Consider the following 25852-nt stretch of genomic DNA (forward strand, 5'->3'; position numbering starts at 1 on the left):
TCCGGCCCCCTCAGATCGGGCGATAGCCCTGCCAATCAGGGACCTGGGGCTGACTGAACCCAGCGGGGTCTGGGCTGAGCTGCACATGCCAGCGCTCGCCGCCGAGCAGCTGAAGCTGCTCGATCGCCAGGCAGTCATCCACGGCGCAGAGGTCGTCCTTGTGTTGCTGCAGGGCGCCCTTGAGCCACTGGCGTTTCGCCGCGGCCTTGGCCGCCTGGGGGCTGCGGGCCACCACGAGGCCGAACTGGTGCAGTTCCGCCAGGGAGTCCGGGCGGTAGGCGCCCAGGTTGACGAACCAGAGCTTCTCGGGCCGGGGCGCGGCAGGCTCGAGCCCCAGGCCCACCGTCCAGCCATCGATCGATCGCACGGCCATGTAGGCATCCAGGTGCAGACCCTCGCGCCTCCCGAACCACTGGCGCTTGAGCTCCGGGATCGTGGCGTCGATGCTCGATCCGGCCACAAAGCGGACGTCATGGAGCTCGATCAGGCTGCTGGCGGTGCGGCCGCCCAGCACCACCAGAAATAGGGTTGGGGCGCGGGGGGATGGCGGCGTCATGGACCTGTTTCAACAGCAGTGGGCCACCTACCGGGCCGTACTGGATCACGACCTGATGGAGCACCAGGCCATGAGCCTGGCCTGCGGGCAACAACTACGGCAGTGCTGCACTGAAGCCAAGGCCCCCAGTGTGGTGGATTTGGGCTGCGGCGATCTTGCCTTGTTGGCGCCGGTGCTGCGGGCCCTGCCCCTTGGTCATTACACCGGTCTGGATCTCTGCGCCGAGGTGCTGCCGCTGGCGAAAGCGGCCCTGGAGAGAGCGCCCTATCCCCGCTCCTGGATTGAGGGTGACCTTCTGGGCTGGGCCTGCGATCCCAAGGGAGCGCCAGTGGAGCTCATCCACAGCAGCTATGCGGTGCATCACCTCGAGGACGCGGAGAAAGCGCACTGGCTGGCTGGCTGCCGCCGGCGCATCACCCCTGGCGGGAGCTTGATCTGGATCGATGTCTTCCGCCAAGCAGGGGAGAACCGCGAGGCCTATCTGACCCGCTACGGGGATCGAGTGAAGGGCTGGAGCAGCCTTAGCCCAGATCAACGGCAGGCGGTCTTGGGACACATTCAGCGCTTTGACTTCCCTGCCGAGCGGGGCGCCATTGAAACCGTCGCCGCGGCGGCCGGCTGGTCTTGGCAGTGGATCTGGCAAGGGAGCCACAGCGCCGAGGCCATGGCCGTTCTGAGGCCTACCTAGCTGTGCTCGCGCAGAAAACTGATCGTTCCCTGGAGTTCATCCGCGAAGCGATCGATCTCCTCGACCGTCGTGGTGAAACTCAGGCTGGCCCGCGCTGAAGCACTGAGGCCGTAGTGGCGGTGCAGGGGCTGGGTGCAGTGGTGGCCGCTGCGGATACAAATGCCAGCGGAATCCAGCAGGGCCGAGATGTCGTTGGCGTGCACACCATCCACGTGGAAGGCCGCCAGGGCCGCCCGATCCGGCTGCTGCTCGGGCGTGGGCCCGAGGACCGTCAGGCCATCAATGGTCTGCAGACGCGCGAAGAGATGGGAGGTGAGTTGCTGCTCCCAAGCGTGGATGCGGTCAAGCCCCAGGGCCTGGAGGTAATCCAGGGCCGCACCCATGCCGATCGCCTCGCCGATGGCGGGGGTGCCGGCCTCGAACTTGTGGGGCAGGCCCGCCCAGCTGCTGTGGTCCAGGTAGACGTCCTGGATCATCTCGCCGCCGCCGAGGAAGGGCGGCATGGCCTCCAGCAGGGCCTCTTTGCCCCAGAGGAATCCCATCCCCGTGGGACCGCAGAGCTTGTGGGAGCTGCCCACCAAAAAGTCGGCGTCCAGCTCCTTGACGTTGACCGGCAGGTGGGGAAGGCTCTGGCAGGCATCCACCAGCACGAGGGCACCGGCGGCATGGGCTAGGGCCGCCACCTGGCTGATCGGATTGAGGCAGCCCAGGGTGTTGCTGACCTGCACCAGGCTCACCAGCCGCGTGCGGTCGGTGATCTTGCTGCGCAGATCCTCCAGATCCAGCTCACCGCTTTCAGTCAGTCCGGCGTGGCGCAGCACGCAGCCGGTGCGATCCGCCAGCAGTTGCCAAGGCACCAGGTTGCTGTGGTGCTCCATCACCGTCAGCAGTACCTCATCGCCCGGGCGGAGGTTGGCCTCACCCCAGCTGCGGGCCACCAGGTTGATGGCCTCACTCGCATTGCGGGTGAAGACGATTTCGTTCGGGCTCGAGGCGCCCACAAAGGCGGCGGCCTTTGCGCGAGCACCCTCAAAGCCCTCGGTGGCGCGGGCGCTCAGCTGGTGGGCACCACGGTGGACGTTGGCGTTGTCGTGGTCGTAGTAGTGCTGCAGCGCTTCTAAAACCTGGTGGGGCTTTTGGCTGGTGGCGGCGTGATCGAGGTAGATCAACGGCTGACCCAAGCAAGCCTTCTGCGCCAACAGCGGAAAATCCTGGCGGGTCTGGGCCGCCAAATCCACCGCAGGAACGCTCATCAGGCTGGTGGGACTGCTCATGCCGACTCCAGCTCCAGCTGATCCAAGGGGCACCACTGGCGAGCGGGCTCCGGCAGGGCGCGCAGGACCTCTTCACAGAAGGCGCGCTTCAGCAGCCCAGCGGCCTGCTCTGCAGCAATGCCGCGACTTTGGAGATAGAACAGCTCGTCTGTTTGCAGGCTGCTGACCGTGGCGCCGTGGGCGCACTTGACGTCGTCAGCCACGATCTCGAGTTCGGGCTTGGTGTCGATCCGCGCGCGATCCGAGAGCAGCAGGTTCCTGCTCAACTGCGCCGCATTGGTCTGCTGGGCTTCGCGAGGCACGCGCACCGCTCCGTTGAAGACGCTGCGGCCCTGGCCGGCGGCCACCGCTTTGTGCACCTGATCGAGCTCTCCTTCGGGGCCGGAAAACTGCACAAAGCTGTGGGTATCAGCGATCTGCTGCCCCCCCACCAATTGCAAGCCCCGTAGAGACGAGTGAGCCTGGCCCTCAACCTGAACCAAGCGAGGCTCATGGCGGGCCAATCCCCAACCGACCGCCACATTGCTCAAGGCGGCCTGACTCTCCGGCTCTTGCTCAACCGCGACATGGCTCAGCAGCGCGGCCTCGCTTCTGCCAAAAGCCACCAGGCCGTGGCGCAGTTGGGCACTGCGGGCCAGGTGCGCTTCGATGACCAAGCTGACCAACCCCGCCCCTTGGGCCTCAATCAGCTGCGAGAGATCGAGTTGGGCCTTCTCCTCCAGCACCAGCAGGATCCGCAGGGGCAACATCCCCGCGGCGGTGGCGCTGACCAACTCCAGAGCAGCTGACGCACGGCTCTTGACCCGAAGGGCCAACACCTGGGTGGCGCTGGCCTGGTTGAGTTCCACCGGCCAGTGGTTCTGGCAGCTGGTCGCCGCCAGGGTGTGGCCTAGCCCTTGGGCGATCTCCGTGGCCGTCAGGGGCTCCAGGCCGTCCGGCAGGGCTACCCCAGCCAGGGGGTCGCTGCAGCCATCAAGCCGCAAACGAAGAACGGACGCTTCTGCGGCGGGTGTGGGGTTCGCTGCGCTCGGGGCACCGAGTGGAATCCCTTGCAGGAGGCTGAGGTCGGTGAACCGCCAGTCCTCACTGCGGGAGGAGGGCACACCCTGTTCTGCGAGGGCTTCGCGACCACGCTGCTGCACAGCGGCTAGGGCACCCGACGCCGGTGGGAGCTGGGAGAGCCATTGCTCCAGCCAAGCTGCCCGGTGAGTGGGGGCGCTGAGGCTGGCGGTCATCAGGCCACCTCCGCTGCAGCCAATTCCTGGTCAACCCAGTCATAGCCGCGCTCTTCCAGTTCCAGAGCCAGTTCTTTGCCTCCAGTGCGCAGCATCCGACCCGCTGCCATCACGTGGACGTAGTCCGGAGTGATGGCATCCAGCAGGCGCTGGTAGTGGGTGATCAGAAGGGTCGCGTTGTCGGGGCTTGCCAGCTGATTGACCCCACCGGCGACGATGCGCAGAGCATCAATGTCCAAGCCGGAATCGGTCTCGTCGAGGATCGCCACCATGGGATCCAGCAGAGCCATCTGCAGGATCTCGTTGCGCTTTTTCTCGCCGCCGCTGAAGCCCTCGTTGACCGAGCGATCCAGAAACGCGGGATCCATCTGAACCACCTGGAGACGCTCGCGAACGAGATCCTCAAAAGCAAAGGTGTCGAGCTCCTCCTCGCCCTTCTCGGTGCGGCGAGCATTGGTGGCCACCCGCAAAAACTCCAGGTTGCTCACGCCAGGAATTTCAACCGGGTATTGGAAGCCCAGGAACACCCCCGTGCGCGCCCGCTGCTCGGGATCCAACTCCAGGAGGTTCTCGCCGCGGTAGGTCACGCTGCCGCCAGTGACGGTGTAGGCGGGATGACCGGCCAAGACTTTGGAGAGGGTGCTCTTGCCGCTGCCATTGCGGCCCATCACGGCATGGATCTCACCCGCACGAATCGTCAGGTTGACGCCCTTGAGGATCTCCTTGTCCTCCACCCGAGCGTGGAGATCCCGGATCTCAAGCAGCACTGGAGCGTCAGGGCGAATCACTGGAAAGGGAAACGAAAGGGAAAAGGAGGAATGGAGCGGCGACCGACCACATCAGGGCCGCAGTCAGAGGTGGGCGTTAACCAACCGAACCCTCGAGCTTGAGGGCCAGCAACTTGTCGGCCTCAGCGGCGAACTCCATCGGCAGCTGGTTGAAGACATCGCGGCAGAAGCCGCTGACCATCATCGAGACGGCCTCTTCAAAACCGATGCCGCGGCTTTGGAGATAAAACAGCTGATCCTCGGAGATCCGACAGGTGCTGGCCTCGTGCTCGACAGCGGCCTGGGGCTGCTGCGAACGGATATAGGGATAGGTATTGGCTGCGGCCTGATCGCCAATCAACATCGAGTCGCATTGGCTGTAGTTCTTGGCACCAGTGGCCTTGGGCCCGATCTGGACCAGGCCGCGATAGCTGTTGGAGGAGTGCCCGGCGCTGATGCCTTTGCTGACGATCGTCGAGCGGGTGCGGGGCCCCACGTGGATCATCTTGGTGCCGGTGTCGGCCTGCTGCATGTTGTTGGTCAGAGCCACCGAGTAGAACTCGCCAACCGAATCGGCGCCCTGCAGCACGCAACTGGGGTACTTCCAGGTGATCGCCGAACCGGTTTCGACTTGAGTCCAACTGATCTTGCTGCGCTCGCCGCGGCACTGACCGCGCTTGGTCACGAAGTTGTAGATGCCGCCCACTCCGTTCTCATCACCGGCATACCAGTTCTGAACGGTTGAGTATTTGATCGAAGCGTCGTCGAGCACCACGAGCTCAACAACTGCCGCATGCAATTGGTTGGTGTCGAACATGGGTGCCGTGCAGCCCTCGAGATAGCTGACGGAAGCCCCCTCTTCAGCGACGATCAGCGTGCGCTCGAACTGACCGGTGTCCCCGGAGTTGATCCGGAAGTAGGTGGAGAGCTCCATCGGACACTCCACGCCTTTGGGAATGAAGACAAAGGAGCCGTCGCTGAAGACCGCTGAATTGAGAGCCGCGAAGTAATTGTCATTACTCGGGACAACGGTCCCCAGGTAGCGCTCGATTAATGCGGGGTATTCCTTGACGGCCTCACTGATCGAGCAGAAGACCACCCCGTGCTCAGCGAGCTTTTCCTTGTAGGTCGTGGCGATCGAGACGCTGTCAAAGACGGCATCAACAGCGACATTGGACAGACGCTTTTGCTCGCTCAGGGGGATCCCGAGCTTGTCAAAGGTTTCCAGCAGCTTCGGATCAACCTCGTCGAGGCTGGCCTTCTTGTCTTGCTGTTTCGGAGCTGCGTAATAGACGATGTCCTGATAATCGATGGACGGGTAGCCCAGCGCAGCCCAGTCAGGCTCCTCCATTTGGAGCCACTGGCGATAAGCCCGCAGTCGGAAGTCCAGCAAGAAGGATGGCTCGTCTTTCTTGCTGGAAATCAGACGCACAACGTCCTCGCTGAGGCCCTTGGCGATCTTCTCCGTTTCAATATCAGTGACGAAGCCGTACTTGTACGGCTGACTCACTAAATCACCAACAGCCTGAGCGTTACTCATTGGCGAGCCTCAACCGCCCGTATGGGCTTTGACGTCTTCCATGGAGATGGTCTGGTTCTCACCGCGGAAGGGGTTGTCCTCCGTCAGGAACAGCATGCAATGGCACTCCTTGCGCTCACGCATCGGCACACACGGGCAGTTCCAGAAGGCCTGAGCGACTTCCGCTTCCTTGTCTTCGTAGTGGCGGCAAGGGCAGAGGGCACCACCCAGTTCATCCTTATGGCGGGCCAGACCCTCCAGCACAACAGCAGTGACACTGGGGTCGCTGCAGAAATAGGTTCCCGTGCGCTGCGCGTAGGTCTCCGCAAACTTGCGGATCACCTCGAGGCTGTCGCTGGCTGACGTGGAGGGAGCTGCAGACATGAGCGCAGGGACAAAGCTGGGACGTGCGTGCTGGGCGCGGATGACGCTCAGCGAAGGCTGGCGGCCCGTCCATCAACAACTTACGAAACGTGGTGGTTTCGTAAGTCGACGATAGAGGCCGAAGGCCGTCAGCAGTGAGTAGCCATTGTTGCGCGTTGCCGGCGCCATTCGGGGGCGGGAAGCTTGAGCCCGCACTCGCCAGTGCCCGTTTAGCCGTGGCATGGTGTGGTTGACCGCCTCAAACCATGAGCGTCTCCGCCCAGGCACCTACCCGCGAAGCCGCTCTGAGCCTGATGTTGCGGCAAGGGGAACGCACCGCCGCCCAGCTTGCTGAGGCACTGCAGGTATCAGTGCAGGTGATGCGGCGCCATCTGCGCTCTTTAGAAGAAGAGGGATTAGTCGAAGCCAGCCCCTCCAGCGAGGGCCAGGGCCGGCCCAGCAACCGCTGGCGGCTGACCAACAACGGTCGGGGGCGCTTCCCCAACGGCAGCGAGCACTTCGCCCTGGGACTCCTGAACTCAATGACCGCCAACCTGCCCAGCGGGATGGTCGAGGAACTGCTCGAGCGGCAGGCCAGCGACAAGTCGGAAAACTACCGAAAGGAAATTGGGGCAGGCACCGTGCTCGAGAGGCTGGAGCGCCTGGTGGAACTGCGTCGAAGGGAGGGTTACGTCGCCGAGTTCCACGCGGAGCCAGACCAGAGCAGCTGGGTGCTCAGCGAGTTCCACTGCTCGGTCCAGTCCATTGCTCAGCAATTCCCCTGTGTCTGCGAGCAGGAACTGGAGCTCATTCGCCGCACCTTTCCCGACTGCCAAGTTGATCGAGTCCACTGGCTGCTGGAGGGCAATCAGGCCTGCGGCTTCCGGCTTACCCCATGCTGATGTCGTGCTGAGCGAACAGGACCTAAGCGAACTGGAGAGCACCCTGCTCCCCGCCCTCGAGCGTCATCACCTACGCCTGCTGGCCCATAGCCTGCGCTGCTTGCAACAGGCTGCCGCCCAGGGGGAAGACCTACCGGAAGGAATCAGGCTTAGCGCCTGGGCTGAACGTCAGCCCAACCTTGCGGTGGATCCCACCTTTATTCCTGTGCTGGTGGAGCAGTTGGGCAAGGCCTCAGTCCAACTCGCGAGCATTGGCAACGACCTCGGCAAACCGCCGCTGCAGCTCGAGATCGCCGATCTGGTGCGCTGGGGACAACAGAAAGCGGATGACCGGATTAAGCCACCACACAACTGACACCAGCCAGGCCCAGCAGGGCCGCAAAGACGCCGCGCCATCCGGGATGGTCGCCCTCGAGGGAAGCAAGCGGAAGGGCCATCACCGGGGCCGTCGCCAGCAGAGCCACCGCCAACGCCCCCGGTAGATGCAGCAGGGCGGTTTGTTGCAGAGAAATCCCGGCGGTGGTCCCTAGCAAGGTGGCGAGCACCCCGAGCGGCCAGCGCCGCCGCAGTGGCCTTGGACCCTGGGGGCGACGCAGCAGGGATGGCAGGAGCGGCAGCAGCACCAGCGCCGCCGCCAAGAGTCGTAGGGCCGCTGCATGCAGGGGATCAATCGCGCCAGAACGCAACGCCGCCCGGGCCAGCACGGCCCCACCACTGCCGCAGGCCAAGGCCCCAAGGGCCAGGGCGACGCCCAACCCCCAGTCCCCTGAGCGAGGAGACGCGGAGTCGTGTCCTGCCACCAGCCAGAGGGCGGCGGTGATCAGGGCAATCCCGAGCCATTGCAGCGGGTTAGGGCGCTCCGCCAGGGCCGCCATCCCCAAGAGCGCCGTCACCGCAGGGCCTCCGGCATCGAGGGTCAAGGTGCGGCGGGTGCCAATCCGGCGCAGGGCCGCAAAGAACAGGCTGTCGCCGATGGCGATCCCCAAAACGCCACTGGCAGCCAGCAGCAGCAAAGCCTGGGGCTCATGCCAAAGAGCAGCAGCACCGGATGCGCCCAGCAGAGGGAGCAACAACAGGAGCGCAAGGCCATTTTTCAGCAGATTGAGCTGACTGGCGCTCAAGGCCGTGGGCAGCCGCCTCCAGACGCTGCTGGCGAGGGTCCAGCAGAGGGCACCAGCCAGGGCCGCCAGGACTCCGCTGAGCACTGCTGCAATGGACGACTACGGCTTGCGATCATCGCTACAACTGTTCCGGCGCCGTGACCCTTGCAATCGAGGATGCCCTCAGCTTTTTCCAGCTGAGCTGCGGCCGCTGGCGCTCCCAACGGAGCGTCCATCACCTGTTGCACCGACGCGCCGAGGCCGGTGGATCGCTCATCGTGGTGGAAGAGCTGGAGCGCAGCGACAAGCGACTCGCCGAGATCGCGGCACTCCACGGCCAGGATCCCGCCGGCCTTGTGGGGGGCTGCTGGGTGCGCTGGAGCGCATCGATGGCCTGGGACAAAGCCGGTGAGGACCACACCGGCGAAAGCCTGTTTGGCCTCATCCCCACGGATGAACGCGGCCGGTCGGGAATCTTGCTGCGCGATCAGGGGTATGCGGAGAAGGCCCCTGCCAGCTCTGATTTTTCGATGGACGAGCACAACGGCCTACTTCTGAGCACCGGGTACGAAACGATGAACGTCTGGGAGCGCTTCTCGTTTGCGGGCCCCAATGTGCGCGTCCGCAGCAGCACCGTTGAGGGACTCTCAAACAACGCTTCGTTCTGCGTGGAAATTCGATGCGACGTTGAGGCGGCCCCCAAACAAGGGTCGAGCCATGTCAAGCAGGAGCCTTTGGGAGCGATCTCTCCCCTGGGTTGGTGAGTCCTCAGGAACGTTACGGACTGTGATCCCTCGCCTCCCGCGGGCAGTGTCTGAAACGACACCACGCTTAGGGTCACTGGGTTGGATTGCGAAGCTCGAGTGGCCATCCCTCTTCTGGAGTACGCCCCCACTACTCAAAACAACAGGGTCGCTCCCATCCGAGTGAACTCCGACGAGACGGTGCGCGCGAATTCAATGGAATTCGCCACCGATAGCGAGAACTGCAAAACCGTTATCGATAGCGCCTACCGCCAGGTTTTCTTCCACGCCTTCAAGTCAGACCGCAATCCATACCTGGAATCCCAGCTCAAGAACGGGCAGATCACGGTTCGCGACTTCGTCCGCGGCCTGTGTCTCTCTGACACCTTCAAGCGCAGCTTCTATGGGATGAACAGCAACTACAAGGTGGTTCAGCACCTTGTAGAGAAATTGCTGGGCCGCAAAACCCACGGAAAATCTGAGGAAATCGCCTGGTCCATCGTGATCGCCACCCGCGGCGTCGAAGGCCTGGTCGACACGATCCTCGACAGCGAGGAGTACCTCGACAATTTCGGCTACCACTGTGTTCCCCACCAGCGCGCCCGGGTTCTGCCCGGCCGCGAGCTCGGCGAAACCCCGTTCAACATCACCAGCCCTCGCTACGACGAGTACTACAGGGGAATCCTGGGCTTCCCGCAGATCGTCTACACCGGCACGGCAAAGAGCGTTCCTGCACGCGCCAAGCAACGTCGTGGTGGGTACATCCAGGACTACACCGATTGGGTGCGTTCGATGCCGGCAGCGCGTGGTGCGAGCCCCCGTGGCGGCACCGACATCGACTACCTCTCCAAGGTCCCCTATCGCAGCGTTGGCCGCTGATTCGCGGTCCCAGACTTCAAAAGCGGCGGTCCATCCGCCGCTTTTTTTGTGTTTCAACACCGAAGCCAGTCACGGGATCCTGACCCCGACTGCCGATTCCCTTTGGGATCAGGGAGAGTGAAGTCACTGATCCCGAAAGGATTCCGAACTGCTGTGACGCAAGCCCTGTCTTCACTGGCACGCATGACCCTGCGCCAACTGCGGCAGGTGGCAAGCGAACTGGGTGTGACGCTCTACAGCCGTAAAACCAAAGCTCAATTGGTCGATGCCATCGGCGAACGCCAGGCCGACATCAGCAGCGTCGAGGAAGAGCACAGCCCCCCGCCCAAAACCATCGATGTCACGCGCGTGGTGTTCCTGCCTCGCGATCCCCAGTGGGCCTACGTCTTCTGGGAAATCTCTGAGGGGGATCGCAAGCAGGCGTTTAAGGACGGAGCCAGCCAACTGTGCTTGCGGGTCGCCGATGTCACCGGTGTGAGCGGTGGTGGCGTGCACCCACACACCCTGCAGGAAGTTCCGGTCGATAGCCATGCGACCGAGTGGTATCTCCCAGTCCCCCTCAGTGATCGCGACTACCGCGTCGAACTGGGCTATCGGCTGACCGCTGGCGGCTGGATTTCCCTGGCCTATTCATCGGTTGCGCGGGTCCCTGCGCTCCATCCCAGCGAGCAAATCCTCGATCAGTTCGTTCCGTTCTCCCTCGACGCCCCCGTGGGCTCGGCCGACGCCGCTGGGATCAGCACCCAACCGGCGATGAGTCCCGACAGTGGGCTGCACGAGCGGCTCTACCAAACCGCGACCAGCTTCGGGCGCTCGATGGGACGCGGGTCAGAAGCCTTCCACGAGCTCGGCGGCGACAGCAGCGCTGGTCTCAATGCTTCGGGTGCCGGCCTCTGGGCCAGCGGCCGCAATGAATCTGGCAGCGGCATCGTTGGTCAACGCAAGCGCGCCTTCTGGCTCGTCGCTGATGCCGAGTTGATCGTCTACGGAGCTACCGATCCCTCCGCACGTCTGAGCATCGGTGGGGAGGAGGTTCCCCTCTCCAGTGACGGAACCTTCCGCGTCCAGGTGCCCTTCCGTGATGGTGAGCAGGTTTATGCGATCGAGGCGATCGCTGCAGACGGCGAACAAAAGCGGAATATCACCTTGAATTTCGATCGCAGCACACCTGAAGACAACAGCAACCCCAGCGATCAAGCTGTGGCCGAGTGGTTCTGATCACAGATCTGAGATGAAAGCCGTTGTCGCCTTCACCCCTCTGGCTGGAGCCGTTCTCCTGCCCATCGCCGTTCCTCTGCTGATGGTCAAGGTGAGCCTTGGCGCAGGGGTCTTGGCATCGGTGGTCCTCAGCAGCCTCTGGTTCGGATCGATGCTGCTGACCTCGGAAATGCCCGAACACGGCTGAGTCCAGAGGGGAACACTGGCGCAAGATCCGTCTTGCCTGCCCCGATGACGCACAGGCCCAGTCTGAGAGGGTTGCTGGCTCTGACCTTTCTCCTGCAGAGCTGCAGCAGCGCCGGTCAGCTGATCGGAGCAGAGCGCGCCCCTGTACTTCCGCAGCACCCGCAAATCAGGGCCGCCTTCAACCAACGGGAGGACCGCGGATACATCAGCCCGATCAGCGGCCAGTGGCGACCGGGGGACAACCTCGAAGCGCTGATCCTGGAGGCGATCCACTCAGCCCGCTCCGAAGTCCTCGTCGCGGTCCAGGAACTCTCCTTACCGGCCATCGCCAAGGCCCTAGCCCAACAGCACCATCGAGGGATCCAAGTGAAGGTGGTGCTCGAGCACCTCTACAGCCAACCCTGGAGTGAGGAGCATGACGCGGGACTCACGCCCCATCAGCGGCAGCGAAAAAGACAGCTCAGCGCTTTAGCCGACCGGAACGCAGACGGGCACCTCTCGGAAGGCGAACGGCAGCAAGGGGATGCCGTCGGCATCCTTCTGCGCGCGGGGGTACCGCTGATCGATGACACAGCCGATGGCAGCAAAGGCAGCGGGCTGATGCACAGCAAATACCTGGTGGTCGATGGTCAGATCGTGATCACGGGATCCGCCAACTTCACGGCCTCGGGGATCCATGGGGATCCGGGCGCACCGCAAACCCGAGGCAACACCAACCATCTGCTGCAGATCGAGAGCCCAGCGCTGGCCGCACTCTTCCGCCAGGACTTTGAGCGGATGTGGGGGGACGGCCCTGGGGGAAGAAATGACAGTCGCTTTGGTCTAGGCAAAGGGCAGAGAGCTGCTCAGCTTGTCCGGGTTGGCGACACCGAAATCGCGATTCTTTTTGCTCCCCATCGCCGCCATGACCCACGCAACGGCCTAGCCCTGATTGCGGCCGAGCTGGCGGAGGCAAAGGAACAAATCGATCTCGCCCTGTTTGTTTTCTCCGCCCAGTCACTCACCAACCAACTGGCCTCTCAGCTGCAGAAACAAGTGCGTCTGCGGCTGGTGGCGGATCCGGGCTTTGCCAGCCGGCCTTTTTCTGAAGTCCTGGATCTGCTGGGGGTGGCGATGGCCGACCGCGACTGCAGGATCGAGCGGGGCAACCAACCGCTCCAACGGGGAGCCGAAGGGGTTGGAACGCCGCAGCTAGCCCGCGGCGACAAGCTGCATCACAAGTTCGCCGTGATCGATCGCAAGACCGTCATCACCGGCAGCTTCAACTGGAGCCCGAGTGCTGCCCATCAAAACGATGAGGTGCTGCTGGTGATCCGCTCACCGCAGGTCGCTGCCCACTTCACCCAAGAGATGGATCGTCTCTGGCGCAGTGCCGATCTGGGCATCACCGAACGATTGCGGCGCAAGCTCGAACGCAACCGCCAGCGCTGCGGCAGTGGGATCGAGCGGAATTAAGCCGGCAGGATCTCGAGCTCGGGATAGGCAGGGGCCATCTCCACCAACCGCTGACGCAGGTGAGCCACGAGGGCCAGGAAGCGCGGGTGATCGGCAAACCGACGCGGTACGACCACGCTGTCACCCACGGTGAGGGGGATCTCAATCGGCAAAATCACCTGCTGCACCGGAAAGAGCTTGATCGAAAATGCTGAGGCATAACCGACCGTGACCTCATCAGCGGTTCGTCCTTCCCAAGCCTCGTAGGAGTAACGGCGCACCGCTGTGGGGGAATTCCATAAACCCAATCCCTCGAGCGCAGCCTGGCATTGAGGGAGGGCTCCATCAGGCAAAGCCAGGCACGGGAATTGGCGAACATCTTCCAGAGTGACCGCTTCACCCAAGCGCGTTAAAGGGTGACCTGGAGACACCACCAAGTGAGTGGGCAATCGATCCAGGTGCACAACGGCGAAGTCGACGTCATCGTCATCTGGAACATCTGGAAACCCGCCGATCCAAACATCGATAACACCATGCCTCAATAAATTCAAGGGAACAGCAACATCAAGGAAATCAAAGGCACCACATAACCATCCCTGCGGTGGCTGATCGAGCAATAACGGACCGGAATAATATTGGGCATCAATGCGCAGGGGAAGGTCCCGTTTCCAGCGGCAGTCTTGATGCACCTGCCGCTCCAAGTTCAGCAGGGTGGGATCGCCAACGACATCCCATTCTCCAGCTGATTTGTTGACATCCAAGCCGAATGCAGCAACAGCACGACGGGCTTTCCGAGACACCGAAGCTTGATCCAAGTTGAGCCGCTTGGCCACCCGATCGCCGGTGCGCAACCAGATCAAGTAGTCGAGGCAATCCAACTCATCGAGACCAATCATTGGCGTCTCAGCAGGACTCCAAAGCCGGCCGTGATGTGGACAGGAGCTGAGCACGCTCACGCAGCTGAACCACGAGCTGCTGAAAGACCTCGCTGTCAGCAAAACGGCGTTTGAGCACCAGAGAATCCCCCAAGATCAGCCCCGTCGAAAGCGGCAACGGAACCTTGGCCCCGGCAAAACAGGCAACGGTATGGGGTGACCCGTAGCTGATGGTGAGCTGATCCTCGGTACGACCCTCCCAATGGCGGGGCTCATGCCGCGTCGCGCCTACAGGCCTGCGCTCCAGCCCCAAGCCCTTCAGATGCTGCTGCATCTTGGGGAACGCTCCATCAGGGAGCGAAAGAACAGGAAATTCCTGCAAGTCCTCGACCGCCAGATCACCCTGATGCTCAAGAAGAGGGTGACAGCGATCCACCAAGAAGTAGGCCGGATAACGGCTGAGGTGAACGACAGCGAAGTCATCGTCATCCCCTGGGAGATCGGGGTAGCAACCAATCCACACATCCAAGATGGACTCTCGAAGCAGAGCCATGGGATAGGTGATGCCCATGAAGTCAGAGCGGCCGCAGACCCAAGGTCCAGACAACCCATCGAAATAGGGAGAGCCAGCCCCATAGATGCCGTCAATCCGCAACCCCTGGCCCCGTTCCCAGCGATAAAGCTGATGCACTTCACGCTCGGCATCCAACAGCGAGGCATCACCGGCCAGAGTCCACTCCCCTTCGAGCTTGCGTGCATCCAGCTTCAGGAAGTCAGCAACAGATCTGGCGTTGCGAGAAATGGTGGCTTGATTACAGGCCAAGCGATTCGTCGCTTCCTGACCCGATCGCAACCAGATCAAATAATCGAGACAGGACAGACGGAACGGGTCAAACATGACTTGTCGCGCTCGAACTCATCAATGCCGCTAGCGACAGCATGTAGATGCATGTAGATCATCTCCCGCCCAGAGATCGCCCCAGACCAACTCGGGGGCACCTGCAACAAAGGTATGGATCCCGCTTTTTGGAGACAGACGCCCGTTACCGGCGCGTCCAGCGCCAAAGGCCCCAAAGGGCCAACACCAAGACCATCCACGGCAGCAGGGCCCGCAGCATCAGCGCCGCCAGCGCCAAGGCAAGCGCTGAGAAGGCAACACGCTTGGTCAAGGCCTTGGCCTCATCGGTCATGAAGCGCCAGCGCGGCAGAAGAGGCATTGCTCCCACAGCAAAGGAGCCTCCCTTCTAGCCAGCAGGCATGAGGAAGGGCGGCCTGTTGGCCGCCCTTGGCACCCGAGCGCCCGAACAAGGGCGTCCTATTGGTGTCTGTTGCTGTTCTAAGGGCGGTCAGGTCAGGCCGCCATAAGTAAAACAACCGGATTTTCCAAGCCCTGAGCAATAAAAAAGACGCTGGTCCCCCAGCGCCTTCATCCCCCCATCCCCATCGGAGATAGGCACAAGTTACGGAGGCGATCTGAGCCGCGCTATCGGTATAAACACCGGTATTCAATTCACTGGAAGAAGAGTTTCTTCCAACTGTTGAAACCAAACCAGAGCTTTTGAGCCCCAACCAACGGCACCGCGTTATTTGAGGGTGACCCCGCTGCTGAGGGAATGCGGATCCAACGCAAAGGGCACTATGTGCTGCTGTGCTGGCAGAGCAAGCAGGACGGATGGATCAACACCCTGATGATTGATCTGTTGCATCCCCTGCGCAGCAAAAAACTGCTTCTGGGATAAGCGAGCTCCAAGCGCGCGTTTCGATCCAAGATGGATGCCAGAGAGCTCCACTCCATGGTGTCCCTGCGTCAGCTGCTGTTCGTCCCCGTCGCCGCTGCTGCAGTGCTCAACGCTGGCCCAGGGCTGACGGCTGATCCTTACGTCCCCTTTCCCAGCGAAGACAGCCTGAGGGAGCTGCAGCTGATCACCATCGCCTGCGCCCGAGACAACACCGCCGCAAGCTGCTCGAAGTCACGAGATCTGGCCGATCCGCTGATGGATCATCCCCGTCTTCCCGCCAGCTGCAAGGACCTGCTCTGGACCATCCTCCAAGATGCCCAGCCCGCCACCACGAACAGTTACGAGCGAAGGGAAGCCTTAAGCGATCCCGCGCAACGGTTGCTTTTGGTCTGCCGAAGCATGGAACTGGCCAAGCCCGACGCCCAACAGCCCCAAGCCCCTGACAACAAGAAAAAGAGTGGGTTTGGCTTTGGCGGCAGCTAGTTACTGAGCAACACCTCTGGAATCAGGAACATCGGTCTAACTTGGTGCCCCCTCGGCTCTCACCGATGACCAGCGGCGTGCGGCAGATCGCTCTCGAGACCCCCTTCTCCGATCAAAAACCGGGCACCTCAGGTCTGCGCAAGAGCAGCCGTCAATTCGCCACTCCCCACTACCTCGAGAGCTTCATCGAGGCGATTCTGCGCACCGTCCCTGGGGTCAAAGGCAGCACTCTGGTGGTGGGCGGTGACGGCCGCTTCGGCAACCGTGAGGCCATCGGCGTGATCACCCGCATGGCCGCTGCCCATGGGGTGGGCCGGATCATCACCACCACTGGCGGCATCCTCTCCACCCCTGCCGCCTCCAACCTGATCCGCCAGCACCAGGCCACCGCAGGGATCATCCTCTCGGCCAGCCACAACCCCGGCGGACCCGACGGTGATTTTGGGGTCAAGGTCAACGGCTCCAACGGCGGCCCCGCCCCGGAATCGCTCACCGACGCGATCTATGCCTGCTCCCAAACCCTCGACGGCTACAGGATCCTCGAGTCAGCAGAGGTCAACCTCGATGCCGCCAGCCAGCAGACCGTGGGCGATCTCAGCCTGGAGGTGATTGATGGGGTCGATGACTACATCACCCTGATGCAGAAGTTGTTCGACTTCGATCAGATCAAGGCACTGATCCAAGACGACCTCCCGATCGCCTTCGACGCCATGCACGCCGTCACGGGCCCCTATGCCACCCGGCTGCTGGAAGGTCTACTGGGTGCGCCGGCTGGAACCGTCCGCAACGGCCAGCCCCTCGAGGACTTCGGTGGTGGGCACCCCGACCCCAACCTCACCTATGCGCACGACCTCGCCGAGCTGTTGATGGACAGCGACGCCTTTCGCTTCGGCGCCGCCTGCGATGGCGATGGGGACCGGAACATGATCCTGGGCAACCGCTGTTTCGTGAACCCCAGTGACAGCCTGGCGGTGCTGACGGCCAACGCCACCCTGGCTCCTGGCTATTCCCAGGGGCTCTCGGGCGTGGCCCGGTCGATGCCCACCAGCGCTGCTGTGGACGTGGTCGCTAAAGAGCTCGGCATCGAGTGCTTTGAGACCCCAACCGGCTGGAAGTTCTTCGGCAACCTGCTGGATGCAGGGCGCATCACCCTCTGCGGCGAGGAGAGCTTCGGCACCGGCAGCAACCACATCCGCGAAAAAGATGGGCTTTGGGCTGTTCTGTTCTGGCTGCAAATCCTGGCGCGCAAGCGCTGCTCGGTGGCCGAGATCATGGACGACCACTGGAAGCGCTTCGGACGGCACTACTACTCGCGCCACGACTATGAAGCGATCGCCAGCGAGAAGGCCCATGGCCTCTACGACCGCCTCAAGGGAATGCTTCCCTCACTGGTGGGCCAGGACTTCGCCGGCCGCCGCATCAGCACGGCCGATGACTTCAGCTACAGCGATCCCGTGGATGGCTCCTTGACCACCGGCCAGGGCCTACGGATCCTGCTCGATGACGGCAGCCGCGTCGTCTTCCGCCTCTCCGGCACCGGCACCCAAGGAGCCACCCTGCGTCTCTACCTCGAGAGCTATGTACCCAGCAGCGGCGATCTCGGCCAAGACCCGCAGGCCGCGCTGGCGGACTTGATCGCAGCTGCCGATGCCCTCGCGGAAATCAAGAGCCGCACGGGCATGGATCGCCCCACCGTGATCACCTGATCGGCTCTAGCCCCGAGCCGCCTGAACGCCAAACCAGCGCTCCTCCAGGTTTTTGATCGCGACATAGAACGGCGGCACGACGCCAAGGGAGAGCACCGTGGCGACCAACAGACCGCCGAAGATGACGGTGCCAAGCGATTGTTGACTGTTGGCACCGGCTGTTGTGGCCACAACCAAAGGGAAGAACCCCGCCAAAGAAGCAATGGCGGTCATCAAGATCGGCCGCATCCTGGACTCAGCCGCAGCGATGGCCGCTTCGCCGTAGGACATCCCCGATTCGAGGTGCTGCTCAGCCACCTCGACAATCAGGATGCCATTCTTCGCGGCCAAACCAATCAAGGTCACCAAGCCCACTTGGGCATAGATGTTGAGATCAATCGAGCGCAGCGAGAGGAAGGCCAAGGCGCCCAACATCGCCAGGGGCACGGTCATCAAGATGATCACCGGGGTGACATAGCTCTCGTACTGCGCCGACAGCACGAGATACACAAACAAAATCCCGAGGCCAAAGACCAACACACTGGCACTGCCGGCCGAGAGCTGCAGCGCCGCAATCCCCGTGAAGGCATAGCCGATGTTGTTGAAATCCAGGGCCTTGAATTGCTGTTGAATAGCCGTCAAGGCCTGACCGGAACTCTTGCCCAAGGCTTGAACACCCTGAATCAAGACCGTTCGGTACAGGTTGTAATGACTGATGACTGGCGGGGCACTGGAGAGTTCAGAGGACGCGAACTCTGAGACCTGGACCAACTTGTTGTCGCGGTTGCGGACGTAGTAGCTCAGGATGTTCTCCAGCCCTTGGCGGCCAGATGGCTCGGCCTGGACGTAGATGTTGCGCACCTGACCGCTCTCGTAGGTCAGACCTGAATAGTTACCCCCTGCCAAGACGGCGATCGTTTGCATCGCCTGCTGAAAATCGACATTGAGCGCACCCAGAATCGAACGATCAATCTTCAGACCAAAGGCTGGAGCGCTGGGAACGAACTGGGTATAGAGGTTGGCGTAGTCGCCACTGGCCTGCCCCTGGCTCACCAGCTGTTCCGCCAGTTGATCCAACTGGGTGAATGTATAGGCACCGTTGCTGAGATCGTTGAACTGGAAATAGAAGCCCCCCTGAGCAGAGAACCCTGGAATGGCTGGAGGCTGAGAGGCGGCAGCTAAGCCACTGCTGAAACGGGACAACTTGGCATTCAGCCGATCGACGATCGCGGGTGCTTTGTTTTGGGAGCCAGAGCGCTCATCCAATGGCTTCAGACCAAAAAAGAACAAACCTTGATCAGGGCTATTGCCGTTGAACCCAGCCCCGCTGATCACACTGGCGGCGGTGATGTTCTTCTCCTGTTTGAGAACCTCGGCGATCTGCATGCCCACCTGTTGGGTTTGAGAGAGAGAGGCTCCGTTCTGCAGCTGGAAAATCCCCAAGCCATAGCCCTGATCCTCCTCAGGGATGAACGCCGTTGGCAGCGCGTTGAAGGCGATCGCTGTGGTGACAATCCCAGCCCCCAAGCTCATCAAAATCCAACGCCGGCGGTCAATTAGCCAGTGAAGTAAACGGCCATAGCCCTGCTCTAAGCGAGCAAAAAAAGCATTGAAGCGATCAAAAATCAACGCCAGTCGACTGCCGGCAAAGCCAAACCCTGCAATCCCCACCACATAGGCCAGGGGGCCAAAGGAGGCGGCACTGAATTTGCCAAAGCCAAGGCCAATCACCAGCCCCGCCACGGTCCAACGCCAACCTTCGGGACGGGGAGGCTTCTCAGTCTTCAAAATCAGGCCCGCCATCATCGGCGAGAAGGTCAGGGCGTTGAACGTCGAGATCGCAATCGAGAACGCAATCGTTAAGGCGAACTGCTTGTAGATGATGCCGATACCGCCTGGGTAGAAGGCCACCGGCACAAATACCGCCATCAGCACCAGCGACGACGCAATGATCGCTCCGATCAACTCGCCCATACACTCCAGGGCGGCCTGCCGCGGCTTCATCCCCTGTTCCAGGTTTTTGGCCACCGCTTCGATCACGACAATCGCGTCATCCACCACCAAGCCGGTGGCCAAGACCAAGCCGAGCAAGGTGAGCTGATTGATCGAGAAGCCAAAGGCCTTCATGAAGGCAAAGGTCCCCACCAAAGAGATGGGAATCGCCAGGCTCGGAACCACCGTGGCGCGCCAGTCCTGCAAGAACAGAAACAGGATCACGAGCACCAGCACAATGGCCAGACCCAAGGCGTCGGTCACCCCACCAACCGCCGACTCAATGAACTGACCGACGTTGTAGATCTGCTGAACCGTCACGCCCGGGGGAACCTGAGCACGGAACTGCTCCATCAGGTTCACCACCGCCTCGCTCACCTGCAAGGCGTTGCTATCCGGGGTCTGATAGACGCCAACCGTGATCGCGGGGTAGCCATGGATATCACTCCCCTGCGTCGCAAACGTGTTGAAGCCATAGGTCGCTTCACCGACATCTTGTAATCGCAGCAGATTGCCCTGGGGAGAGCGACCGACGATCAATTGGTTGAGCTGGTCAACCGAGACCAAGTTGCCGTTGTCCTCCACCAAGATCGGATAGGTGAAGAGCTGGTTGCCACCGGCCGGTGGGCCACCCACCAAGCCACCAATCGCCACCGCGTTCTGACTGCGTACGGCACTGACCACTTGGTCGGCAGTCAACTGATTGGCGGTGAGCTTGTTGGGATCGACGAATAGCCAAAAGGCTGGATTACTCCCACCGAAGAGGGTCGCTTGGGCAACCCCAGGGATGCGCTCGAGTTGGTAGTAGAGCTGCTCGTAAATCAGCCCATTGAGGTAGGCACGATCGAACTGCCCCTCAGCCGACGACACCTGGTAGGCCAGCAGAATCGAAGGGGTGGTTTGAATCACCGAGACCCCGGTGCTGCTCACCTGCGATGGGAGCTGGGGCATCGCCAAGGACACCCGGTTTTGCACATTGACCTGGTCAATGTTGATGTCAGTTCCCTCGTCAAAAAAGACGTTGACCGTGCTGGCGCCGGTGTTGGTCGTCACCGAGGAGATGTAGGCCGCCCCCGGCACCCCGTTGATCTGCTGTTCCAAGACGTTGGTCACCGCCTGTTCGGTCACCAGGGAGTTCGCACCCCCGTAGTTGGCACTCACCTGAATCTGAGGTGGCGCAATGTTGGGCAGGTTTTCAATCGGCAGGGTGGGGATCGCAATGACTCCCACCAGAACGATCAAGATGCTGCACACCGTGGTGAGCACCGGGCGCTTGATAAATCGATCCGAAAGCGACATCGCGGGCGTTCCCTAGGGCTTGCTCGCCGGAACGATGGTCACCGGTAAACCCGTCCGCAGCAGGGCGGTGTTACTCACCACCACCTGTTCCCCCGCCTTTAAACCCGAGCGCACGGGGTAGCGGTTGTGCTGGAGATCGCCGAGTTGAACCAAGGTCTGGACAACGATCGGTGTCGAGCCCGGCATGGAGGCCAGGCGTTTTTTCTGTTTTTCAGGAACGGTGCTGGACGCTTTGATCTTGGCCAAGGCCTCCGAAAGACGAACGATCCGGTAGACGAAGGGCTGCTGGGCTTGCATCAACACCGCCGAGACCGGCACCGAGAGGGCCTGCTGACGGCCGGTAATGATCCGGTTCAAGACGTATTGCCCTGTCTTGAGCTTGCCGGTGAGGTTTGGGAACGCCGCCTTGACCAAAACTGTGTTGGGTGACGAGGTGCTCCCACTGACTCCGAAATAGGGAGAGATGAACACCACCTTCCCGCTCCCCTCCACCGGCGGGTTGCCCTGGGTGCGAAGCAGAACGTCCTGATTCAGCGCCACGCGAGACGCTTCGGTCGCCGGAACGTCCATCAGCGTCCAAAGGGTGGTGTTATCAACGATCCCGGTAATCGCCTGCCCCTTCCTGACGTAGTCGCCCAGCTTCACCGTGTCGAGATCGCCGATCTCCCCATCGATGGGTGAGGTGACGTACTTGTATCCCAAGGTGGCGGCATCAGAGCGCACCCGGTCCGCACTTTGAATCGCCTGGGTGACGTAGGCATCCCGCTGTTTTGTAGAAACAGCGCCCTGTTCATTCAAAAAGATGTAGCGCTCGGCGTTGAGCTTGTCCTTGCGTGCCTCGGCCTTCGCGGAGTCCAGGGCCGCCGTCTGCTGCACGTTGTCGAGCACCAGAATCGGCTCCCCCGCTTTCACCTTCTGGCCCTGCTTCACCAGGATCTTCACCACCCGACCATCGGCCTCGGGCCGAAGCGAGACATCCGTGGTGGAGCTCAGGCGGCTGATGACGTCAATCGAGGGATTGAACTCAGCCGTGCCAATCGTTTGAACCTGAACCGCCGTGGGCTGGCGCTGTTGCTTGGGGCCGCATCCGACCAAGAGCAACAGCAATGGCAGGGGAACCAACAGGCGCCGCACGATGGTGACCCAGGAATTCGCAACCTAGGGACCCTGAAGCGTTCTGGCCCGCGGATGATGGAGATCGACACCCCATTCGGCGCGGCGTGAGCGATCTCTTCAGCCATCACGGTGAGCAGCTACGCCAGCACCATGCCCCCCTCGCCGATCGCCTCAGGCCAAAAAGCCTCGACGAGTTTCAAGGCCAGGAGGAGATCCTGGGCCCCGGTCGGCTCCTGCGGCGTGCCATCACCGCTGACCGTGTTGGCAACTTGATTTTTTACGGCCCGCCGGGGGTCGGCAAAACCACCTTGGCCCGGATCATTGCAGCCACAACCCGGGCCCACTTCAGCAGCTTGAACGCTGTACTCGCTGGCGTGAAAGACCTGCGCCATGAAGTCGATGAAGCCAAGCGACGACTCGATCAGCACGGCCTACGCAGCTTGCTCTTTATCGATGAGGTGCATCGCTTCAACAGTGCTCAACAGGATGCCCTTTTGCCCTGGGTCGAGAACGGAACGGTCACTCTGATCGGAGCCACGACCGAAAACCCATTTTTTGAAGTCAACAAGGCCCTTGTCAGCCGCTCAAGGCTGTTTCGGCTTCAGCCCCTCCAGAACAAGCACCTGCACCAGCTTCTCGAGCGGGCACTCCGAGACACCGAGCGGGGCTATGGAGAACGCCCGGTCCAGATCAGTGCCGAGGCCGCCGAGCACCTGGTGGACGTGGCCGGCGGCGATGCCCGCAGCCTGCTCAATGCCCTTGAGCTGGCTGTGGAGACGACAGAGCCTGATGACAACGGTCAGATCGCCATCACGCTGGAGATCGCCGAAGAGTCGATTCAGCAACGGGCGGTTCTCTACGACAAACAAGGGGATGCCCATTTCGACACCATCAGTGCCTTCATCAAGTCCCTGCGCGGCAGCGACCCCGATGCCGCCCTGTTTTGGCTGGCCAAAATGGTCGAGGCGGGGGAGAACCCCCGCTTCATCTTCCGGCGGATGCTGATTTCAGCTGGGGAAGACATCGGGTTAGCCGATCCCCAAGCCGTTGTTGTGGTGGAAGCCTGCGCCGCGGCCTTCGAGCGGGTCGGGTTGCCCGAGGGGCTCTATCCCTTGGCCCAGGCGGCGCTCTATCTGGCCTCCACGGAAAAGAGCAACAGCCTGCTCGGTTTTTTTGACGCCCTCAAAAATGTCAAAGCCAGCAACCGCCAGGCCGTCCCCGCCCACCTTCGCGATGCCAACCGCGATGGCAAAGCCTTTGGCGATGGGGTGGGCTACCGCTATCCCCATGCCTACGCCGAGCACTGGGTCGCCCAGCAGTACCTCCCCAGCGATCTTCAAGGGCAGGTCTTCTGGCAACCCGGAACCCTGGGTTGGGAAGGGGAACGCCGCCAACGGCTGCAGCAACGGCGGGCCGCCCAACTCGCCGCGGCCGTTGAGCATCAACAGGAACTGGGCGAGATGCTCAGCAGCGGTCCCGATGACCCCGAGCTCGAGCGCTGGATCCAACGACAATCCGGCAGCGAGGGGGAACGCCTCGATCGCTTACGCCAGGAGCTCTGGAGCCAGGCGACTTGGCAGCGGCATGACCGGGTCTTGGTGCTCGAGGCCCGCTCCTTGCTCTGGGCCCTCGATCCCTTGCAACGCTGCCCCGAAGGTGGCGTGGTGATCCAAGCGGCCAGCGCCGCTGATCAGACACGACTTGGCACCCAACTGGAAGTGCTCGACAGCTTGGATCGCCCCCGTCTGATTCAAGAGCTCAGCGAACTGGAGGGCAGTGGCCAGCGCTTCGAATGGATCGCCAGCCGGCATCCGTTGAAGCAATGCAGCGACGAGGATCTCCAAGCCACTGTTGCCAGCTTCACAGCCCTGGCGGCCCCCAAAGCCCAACTGCGCCTGCTCTTCAGCCAGCCGAAACTCGGCCCGGCCGCCGGATTGAGGCAGGGCAGCACACCCCCAGAAGACCTTGCGGCCCTGCTGGAGCGGGTGATGGTGATCGAGCAGGAGATGCTCGCCCCGACCCCCGACCCCGCAGCCCTCGAGGTGGCACTGACTCAGCAGGGCTGGAGGCTGGAATGGAAAACCTGGGAGGAGCGACTGGAACTGCCGGTCAACGAAAACCTAGTGACGCGTTGGTTTGCAGCAGATGCCCCTTACCTCCAGCACCTCAGCAACCACCTCAGCCGCGCTGAAATCGATCGACTCTCGGCGGCTCTCAAACAGCGCCTGAAGGGAAAAATCCCGCAAGTTCTGCAGCATCAACTCCTGATCGCTCGACGTTCGGCCTAAGACGACAAAAAAGCCCCGGCATTGCCGGGGCTTTGGAGTGGATCAAACGATCCGCTGGATCACCAGAGACCGCGAACGGGCTGCTTCACCGGCTCGGGTGCTTCAGCGGTGTAAGCCGCAATGCAAGCCGGGGTGTTCATGTACCAGCTGAGCAGCGAGGTGGCCTGCTGGCTGTTCTCGATGCTGTTCACATCACAGACCTTCATCGAGCCCTGGAGGCGCTGGTCGGTGGGGAGCTGCTTCATCATCCCGTAGCTCGACAGCTTGCCGTCGGCAGAGTCGAGGATGATGGCGCTACGCACGGCCTGCAGGCTGTTCTGCTGGCTGTAGTAGGGGGTGTAGTTGTTCTCCTGAATGCTCTCTTTCAGGAACTGCTCACCCTTGGGGGAATACAGGAAGCGAGCCACTGCGGCCACATCCACGTCGTATTCCTGCTGGAGACCAGCCTGAAGCTGATCTTTCGACCAACCGGACAGGTTGGAGAGGTTGCGAGGAACGGGGTTGTCGATCACCTCAGAACCGCCCAGGGGCAGCAGGGTGTTGGAGCGAACGAAACCGTTGCTCACCGTCCGGGCGGTCTGGGTGGGAAGACCGGAAGGCTGAATGAAAGTCGGAGCGCCAAAGCCGACGCCGGACTGATCAGAATTGATGGTGGTTGGGCCGTTCTGAGGGATGGCCTGCGCAGACAGACCTGCCATCAGGAAACCAACGCCAGCCAAGGGAAGGAGTGCCTTGCGCATGGGTTTGCAGAGGAAGACATCCCCGGTATGGCGAGCCAACGGACACGCAACACAGCAACTCTGGTTTGTTTTAAGAATCGGCTGCGTAAAAAAAACAACTTCAGCTGAACTTGCCCCACTGAACCTGATCGGCTCCATCCCCAACCACTCCGCAGAGCCAGCCACAGGACTCCAGGCACAAGGAGGGCGGCCTCAGGCCCCGTTGCAGATGGATCAACTCCTGCTGGGTGTCATCCCAATACCAATGGCGCAACTCCTCTGCGATGGAGGCGGCCATCCACTTAATGGCGGCCTCCTTGCGCACCCAGCTGCGCAAGACCTGCAGGCGACGAGCCTCCGCTGGCAATGCCAGCAGCGCCTGGGTTTCAGCAGTCGGGAAGAAGCGCTGGGCCAACAGTTCTGCCTGCAACGCACGATCACGGCGCTCTAGATCCACCCCCACGGCCCAGGGGGACCAGGCCAGCAACAGTTGCTCTCCGCTATGGCTGATGCTCACAAACCCCCAGCCCGCCGCCAGGCGTGGTGCTTGCGACGGAGGACTGTGCAGCGGAACGGAGTCCGCAGGCACCTCAAATAACGAGGCCAGGCGCGCGCGCAACTGTTGACGGGTGGCCCGGTAACGCGGCTGAAGCGCCGTGGGCAAGTCGTCGCACCACTGCTGCTCTTGGGCAGAGAGGCTGGCCCCACAGGGCTGCTCCAAAGGGGAGAGCCACAGCAGGGGCGCCGCTGCCGGCATGCCTTCTAGGCTCCCGCGAGTTGAACCCTCACCCC

At 62.0% G+C, this 25852-nt stretch carries 26 protein-coding genes; 12 read left to right on the plus strand and 14 right to left on the minus strand.

Features of this window, described 5'->3' with window-relative positions; genetic code table 11:
• Positions 1–10 precede the first annotated feature (10 nt).
• Positions 11–556: a DUF1543 domain-containing protein gene (locus MY494_RS05670; RefSeq protein ID WP_247911745.1), complete on the minus strand. Its 546-nt coding sequence runs from the start codon at positions 554–556 to the stop codon at positions 11–13.
• On the opposite strand from MY494_RS05670, the gene MY494_RS05675 reads away from it, so the two are divergent.
• Entirely contained in the window at positions 555–1244 is a 690-nt protein-coding gene (locus MY494_RS05675; protein WP_247911746.1) for a trans-aconitate 2-methyltransferase, read from the plus strand. The two genes, MY494_RS05670 and MY494_RS05675, sit on opposite strands and share 2 nt — an antisense overlap.
• On the opposite strand, the gene MY494_RS05680 is transcribed toward MY494_RS05675, so the two are convergent.
• From MY494_RS05680 to MY494_RS05700, 5 genes are all read right to left on the minus strand, one after another.
• Positions 1241–2518, minus strand: coding sequence for a SufS family cysteine desulfurase (locus MY494_RS05680; protein WP_247911747.1), 1278 nt, complete (start codon positions 2516–2518; stop codon positions 1241–1243). The genes MY494_RS05675 and MY494_RS05680 overlap by 4 nt on opposite strands.
• Positions 2515–3753: a Fe-S cluster assembly protein SufD gene (gene sufD, locus MY494_RS05685; RefSeq protein WP_247911748.1), complete on the minus strand. Its 1239-nt coding sequence runs from the start codon at positions 3751–3753 to the stop codon at positions 2515–2517. The genes MY494_RS05680 and sufD overlap by 4 nt, the downstream gene beginning before the upstream one ends.
• Complete coding sequence (sufC, locus tag MY494_RS05690; protein WP_247911749.1) at positions 3753–4541, minus strand: Fe-S cluster assembly ATPase SufC; 789 nt, start codon at positions 4539–4541, stop codon at positions 3753–3755. The genes sufD and sufC overlap by 1 nt, the downstream gene beginning before the upstream one ends.
• Positions 4542–4617: 76 nt before the next feature.
• On the minus strand, positions 4618–6060 hold the full coding sequence (sufB, locus tag MY494_RS05695; RefSeq protein ID WP_247911750.1) for a Fe-S cluster assembly protein SufB: 1443 nt from the start codon (positions 6058–6060) through the stop codon (positions 4618–4620).
• Between the two features lie 9 nt (positions 6061–6069).
• Complete coding sequence (locus MY494_RS05700) at positions 6070–6423, minus strand: ferredoxin-thioredoxin reductase catalytic domain-containing protein (protein WP_247911751.1); 354 nt, start codon at positions 6421–6423, stop codon at positions 6070–6072.
• Between the two features lie 245 nt (positions 6424–6668).
• On the opposite strand from MY494_RS05700, the gene sufR reads away from it, so the two are divergent.
• Complete coding sequence (gene sufR, locus MY494_RS05705; protein ID WP_247911752.1) at positions 6669–7304, plus strand: iron-sulfur cluster biosynthesis transcriptional regulator SufR; 636 nt, start codon at positions 6669–6671, stop codon at positions 7302–7304.
• Between the two features lie 4 nt (positions 7305–7308).
• Positions 7309–7659 carry a hypothetical protein gene (locus tag MY494_RS05710; protein ID WP_247911753.1) on the plus strand — a complete coding sequence of 117 codons (351 nt, stop codon included), beginning with the start codon at positions 7309–7311 and terminating at the stop codon, positions 7657–7659.
• Here the strand turns inward: MY494_RS05710 and MY494_RS05715 are convergent.
• Entirely contained in the window at positions 7640–8509 is an 870-nt protein-coding gene (locus MY494_RS05715; RefSeq protein WP_247911754.1) for a DMT family transporter, read from the minus strand. The two genes, MY494_RS05710 and MY494_RS05715, sit on opposite strands and share 20 nt — an antisense overlap.
• A gap of 53 nt (positions 8510–8562) precedes the next feature.
• Between MY494_RS05715 and MY494_RS05720 the strand changes: the two genes are divergently transcribed.
• The 5 genes from MY494_RS05720 (at position 8563) to MY494_RS05740 (ending at position 12885) form a co-directional block, all read left to right on the plus strand.
• Entirely contained in the window at positions 8563–9168 is a 606-nt protein-coding gene (locus tag MY494_RS05720; RefSeq protein WP_247911755.1) for a phycobiliprotein lyase, read from the plus strand.
• Positions 9169–9267: 99 nt separating this feature from the next.
• Positions 9268–10026: a phycobilisome rod-core linker polypeptide gene (locus MY494_RS05725; protein WP_247911756.1), complete on the plus strand. Its 759-nt coding sequence runs from the start codon at positions 9268–9270 to the stop codon at positions 10024–10026.
• Between the two features lie 153 nt (positions 10027–10179).
• Positions 10180–11244 carry a DUF4912 domain-containing protein gene (locus MY494_RS05730; RefSeq protein WP_247911757.1) on the plus strand — a complete coding sequence of 355 codons (1065 nt, stop codon included), beginning with the start codon at positions 10180–10182 and terminating at the stop codon, positions 11242–11244.
• A gap of 13 nt (positions 11245–11257) precedes the next feature.
• Positions 11258–11431 carry a hypothetical protein gene (locus MY494_RS05735; protein ID WP_247911758.1) on the plus strand — a complete coding sequence of 58 codons (174 nt, stop codon included), beginning with the start codon at positions 11258–11260 and terminating at the stop codon, positions 11429–11431.
• A 44-nt stretch (positions 11432–11475) separates the two neighbouring features.
• Positions 11476–12885, plus strand: coding sequence for a phosphatidylserine/phosphatidylglycerophosphate/cardiolipin synthase family protein (locus MY494_RS05740; RefSeq protein ID WP_247911759.1), 1410 nt, complete (start codon positions 11476–11478; stop codon positions 12883–12885).
• Here the strand turns inward: MY494_RS05740 and MY494_RS05745 are convergent.
• The 3 genes from MY494_RS05745 to MY494_RS05755 form a co-directional block, all read right to left on the minus strand.
• Positions 12882–13814 carry a LysR substrate-binding domain-containing protein gene (locus tag MY494_RS05745; protein ID WP_247911760.1) on the minus strand — a complete coding sequence of 311 codons (933 nt, stop codon included), beginning with the start codon at positions 13812–13814 and terminating at the stop codon, positions 12882–12884. The two genes, MY494_RS05740 and MY494_RS05745, sit on opposite strands and share 4 nt — an antisense overlap.
• Positions 13768–14637 (minus strand): hypothetical protein, encoded by an 870-nt coding sequence (locus MY494_RS05750; protein ID WP_247911761.1) that lies wholly within the window; start codon positions 14635–14637, stop codon positions 13768–13770. Before MY494_RS05750 ends, MY494_RS05745 begins: the two co-directional genes overlap by 47 nt.
• 145 nt (positions 14638–14782) lie before the next feature.
• Positions 14783–14956, minus strand: a complete 174-nt coding sequence (locus tag MY494_RS05755; protein WP_247911762.1) for a hypothetical protein — start codon at positions 14954–14956, stop codon at positions 14783–14785.
• Between the two features lie 396 nt (positions 14957–15352).
• Here MY494_RS05755 and MY494_RS13205 point away from each other — a divergent pair, with 396 nt between their 5' ends.
• The 3 genes from MY494_RS13205 (at position 15353) to MY494_RS05765 (ending at position 17667) form a co-directional block, all read left to right on the plus strand.
• Positions 15353–15478, plus strand: a complete 126-nt coding sequence (locus MY494_RS13205) for a hypothetical protein (RefSeq protein ID WP_256463431.1) — start codon at positions 15353–15355, stop codon at positions 15476–15478.
• A 54-nt stretch (positions 15479–15532) separates the two neighbouring features.
• Entirely contained in the window at positions 15533–15961 is a 429-nt protein-coding gene (locus MY494_RS05760; RefSeq protein ID WP_247911763.1) for a hypothetical protein, read from the plus strand.
• A 65-nt stretch (positions 15962–16026) separates the two neighbouring features.
• Positions 16027–17667, plus strand: a complete 1641-nt coding sequence (locus MY494_RS05765; protein ID WP_247911764.1) for an alpha-D-glucose phosphate-specific phosphoglucomutase — start codon at positions 16027–16029, stop codon at positions 17665–17667.
• 6 nt (positions 17668–17673) lie between these two features.
• On the opposite strand, the gene MY494_RS05770 is transcribed toward MY494_RS05765, so the two are convergent.
• Complete coding sequence (locus MY494_RS05770) at positions 17674–20937, minus strand: efflux RND transporter permease subunit (protein WP_247911765.1); 3264 nt, start codon at positions 20935–20937, stop codon at positions 17674–17676.
• A gap of 12 nt (positions 20938–20949) precedes the next feature.
• On the minus strand, positions 20950–22071 hold the full coding sequence (locus tag MY494_RS05775; RefSeq protein ID WP_247911766.1) for an efflux RND transporter periplasmic adaptor subunit: 1122 nt from the start codon (positions 22069–22071) through the stop codon (positions 20950–20952).
• An 86-nt stretch (positions 22072–22157) separates the two neighbouring features.
• On the opposite strand from MY494_RS05775, the gene MY494_RS05780 reads away from it, so the two are divergent.
• Positions 22158–24341, plus strand: a complete 2184-nt coding sequence (locus MY494_RS05780) for an AAA family ATPase (protein ID WP_247911767.1) — start codon at positions 22158–22160, stop codon at positions 24339–24341.
• Positions 24342–24400: 59 nt separating this feature from the next.
• Here MY494_RS05780 and MY494_RS05785 read toward each other — a convergent pair whose 3' ends face one another.
• Positions 24401–25081, minus strand: a complete 681-nt coding sequence (locus tag MY494_RS05785; protein WP_247911973.1) for an alpha/beta hydrolase — start codon at positions 25079–25081, stop codon at positions 24401–24403.
• Positions 25082–25181: 100 nt separating this feature from the next.
• Positions 25182–25817, minus strand: coding sequence for a 4'-phosphopantetheinyl transferase superfamily protein (locus MY494_RS05790; RefSeq protein WP_247911768.1), 636 nt, complete (start codon positions 25815–25817; stop codon positions 25182–25184).
• Between the last annotated feature and the right edge of the window lie 35 nt (positions 25818–25852).

The sequence above is a fragment of the Synechococcus sp. A10-1-5-1 genome, assembly GCF_023115425.1.
Classification (GTDB): domain Bacteria; phylum Cyanobacteriota; class Cyanobacteriia; order PCC-6307; family Cyanobiaceae; genus Vulcanococcus.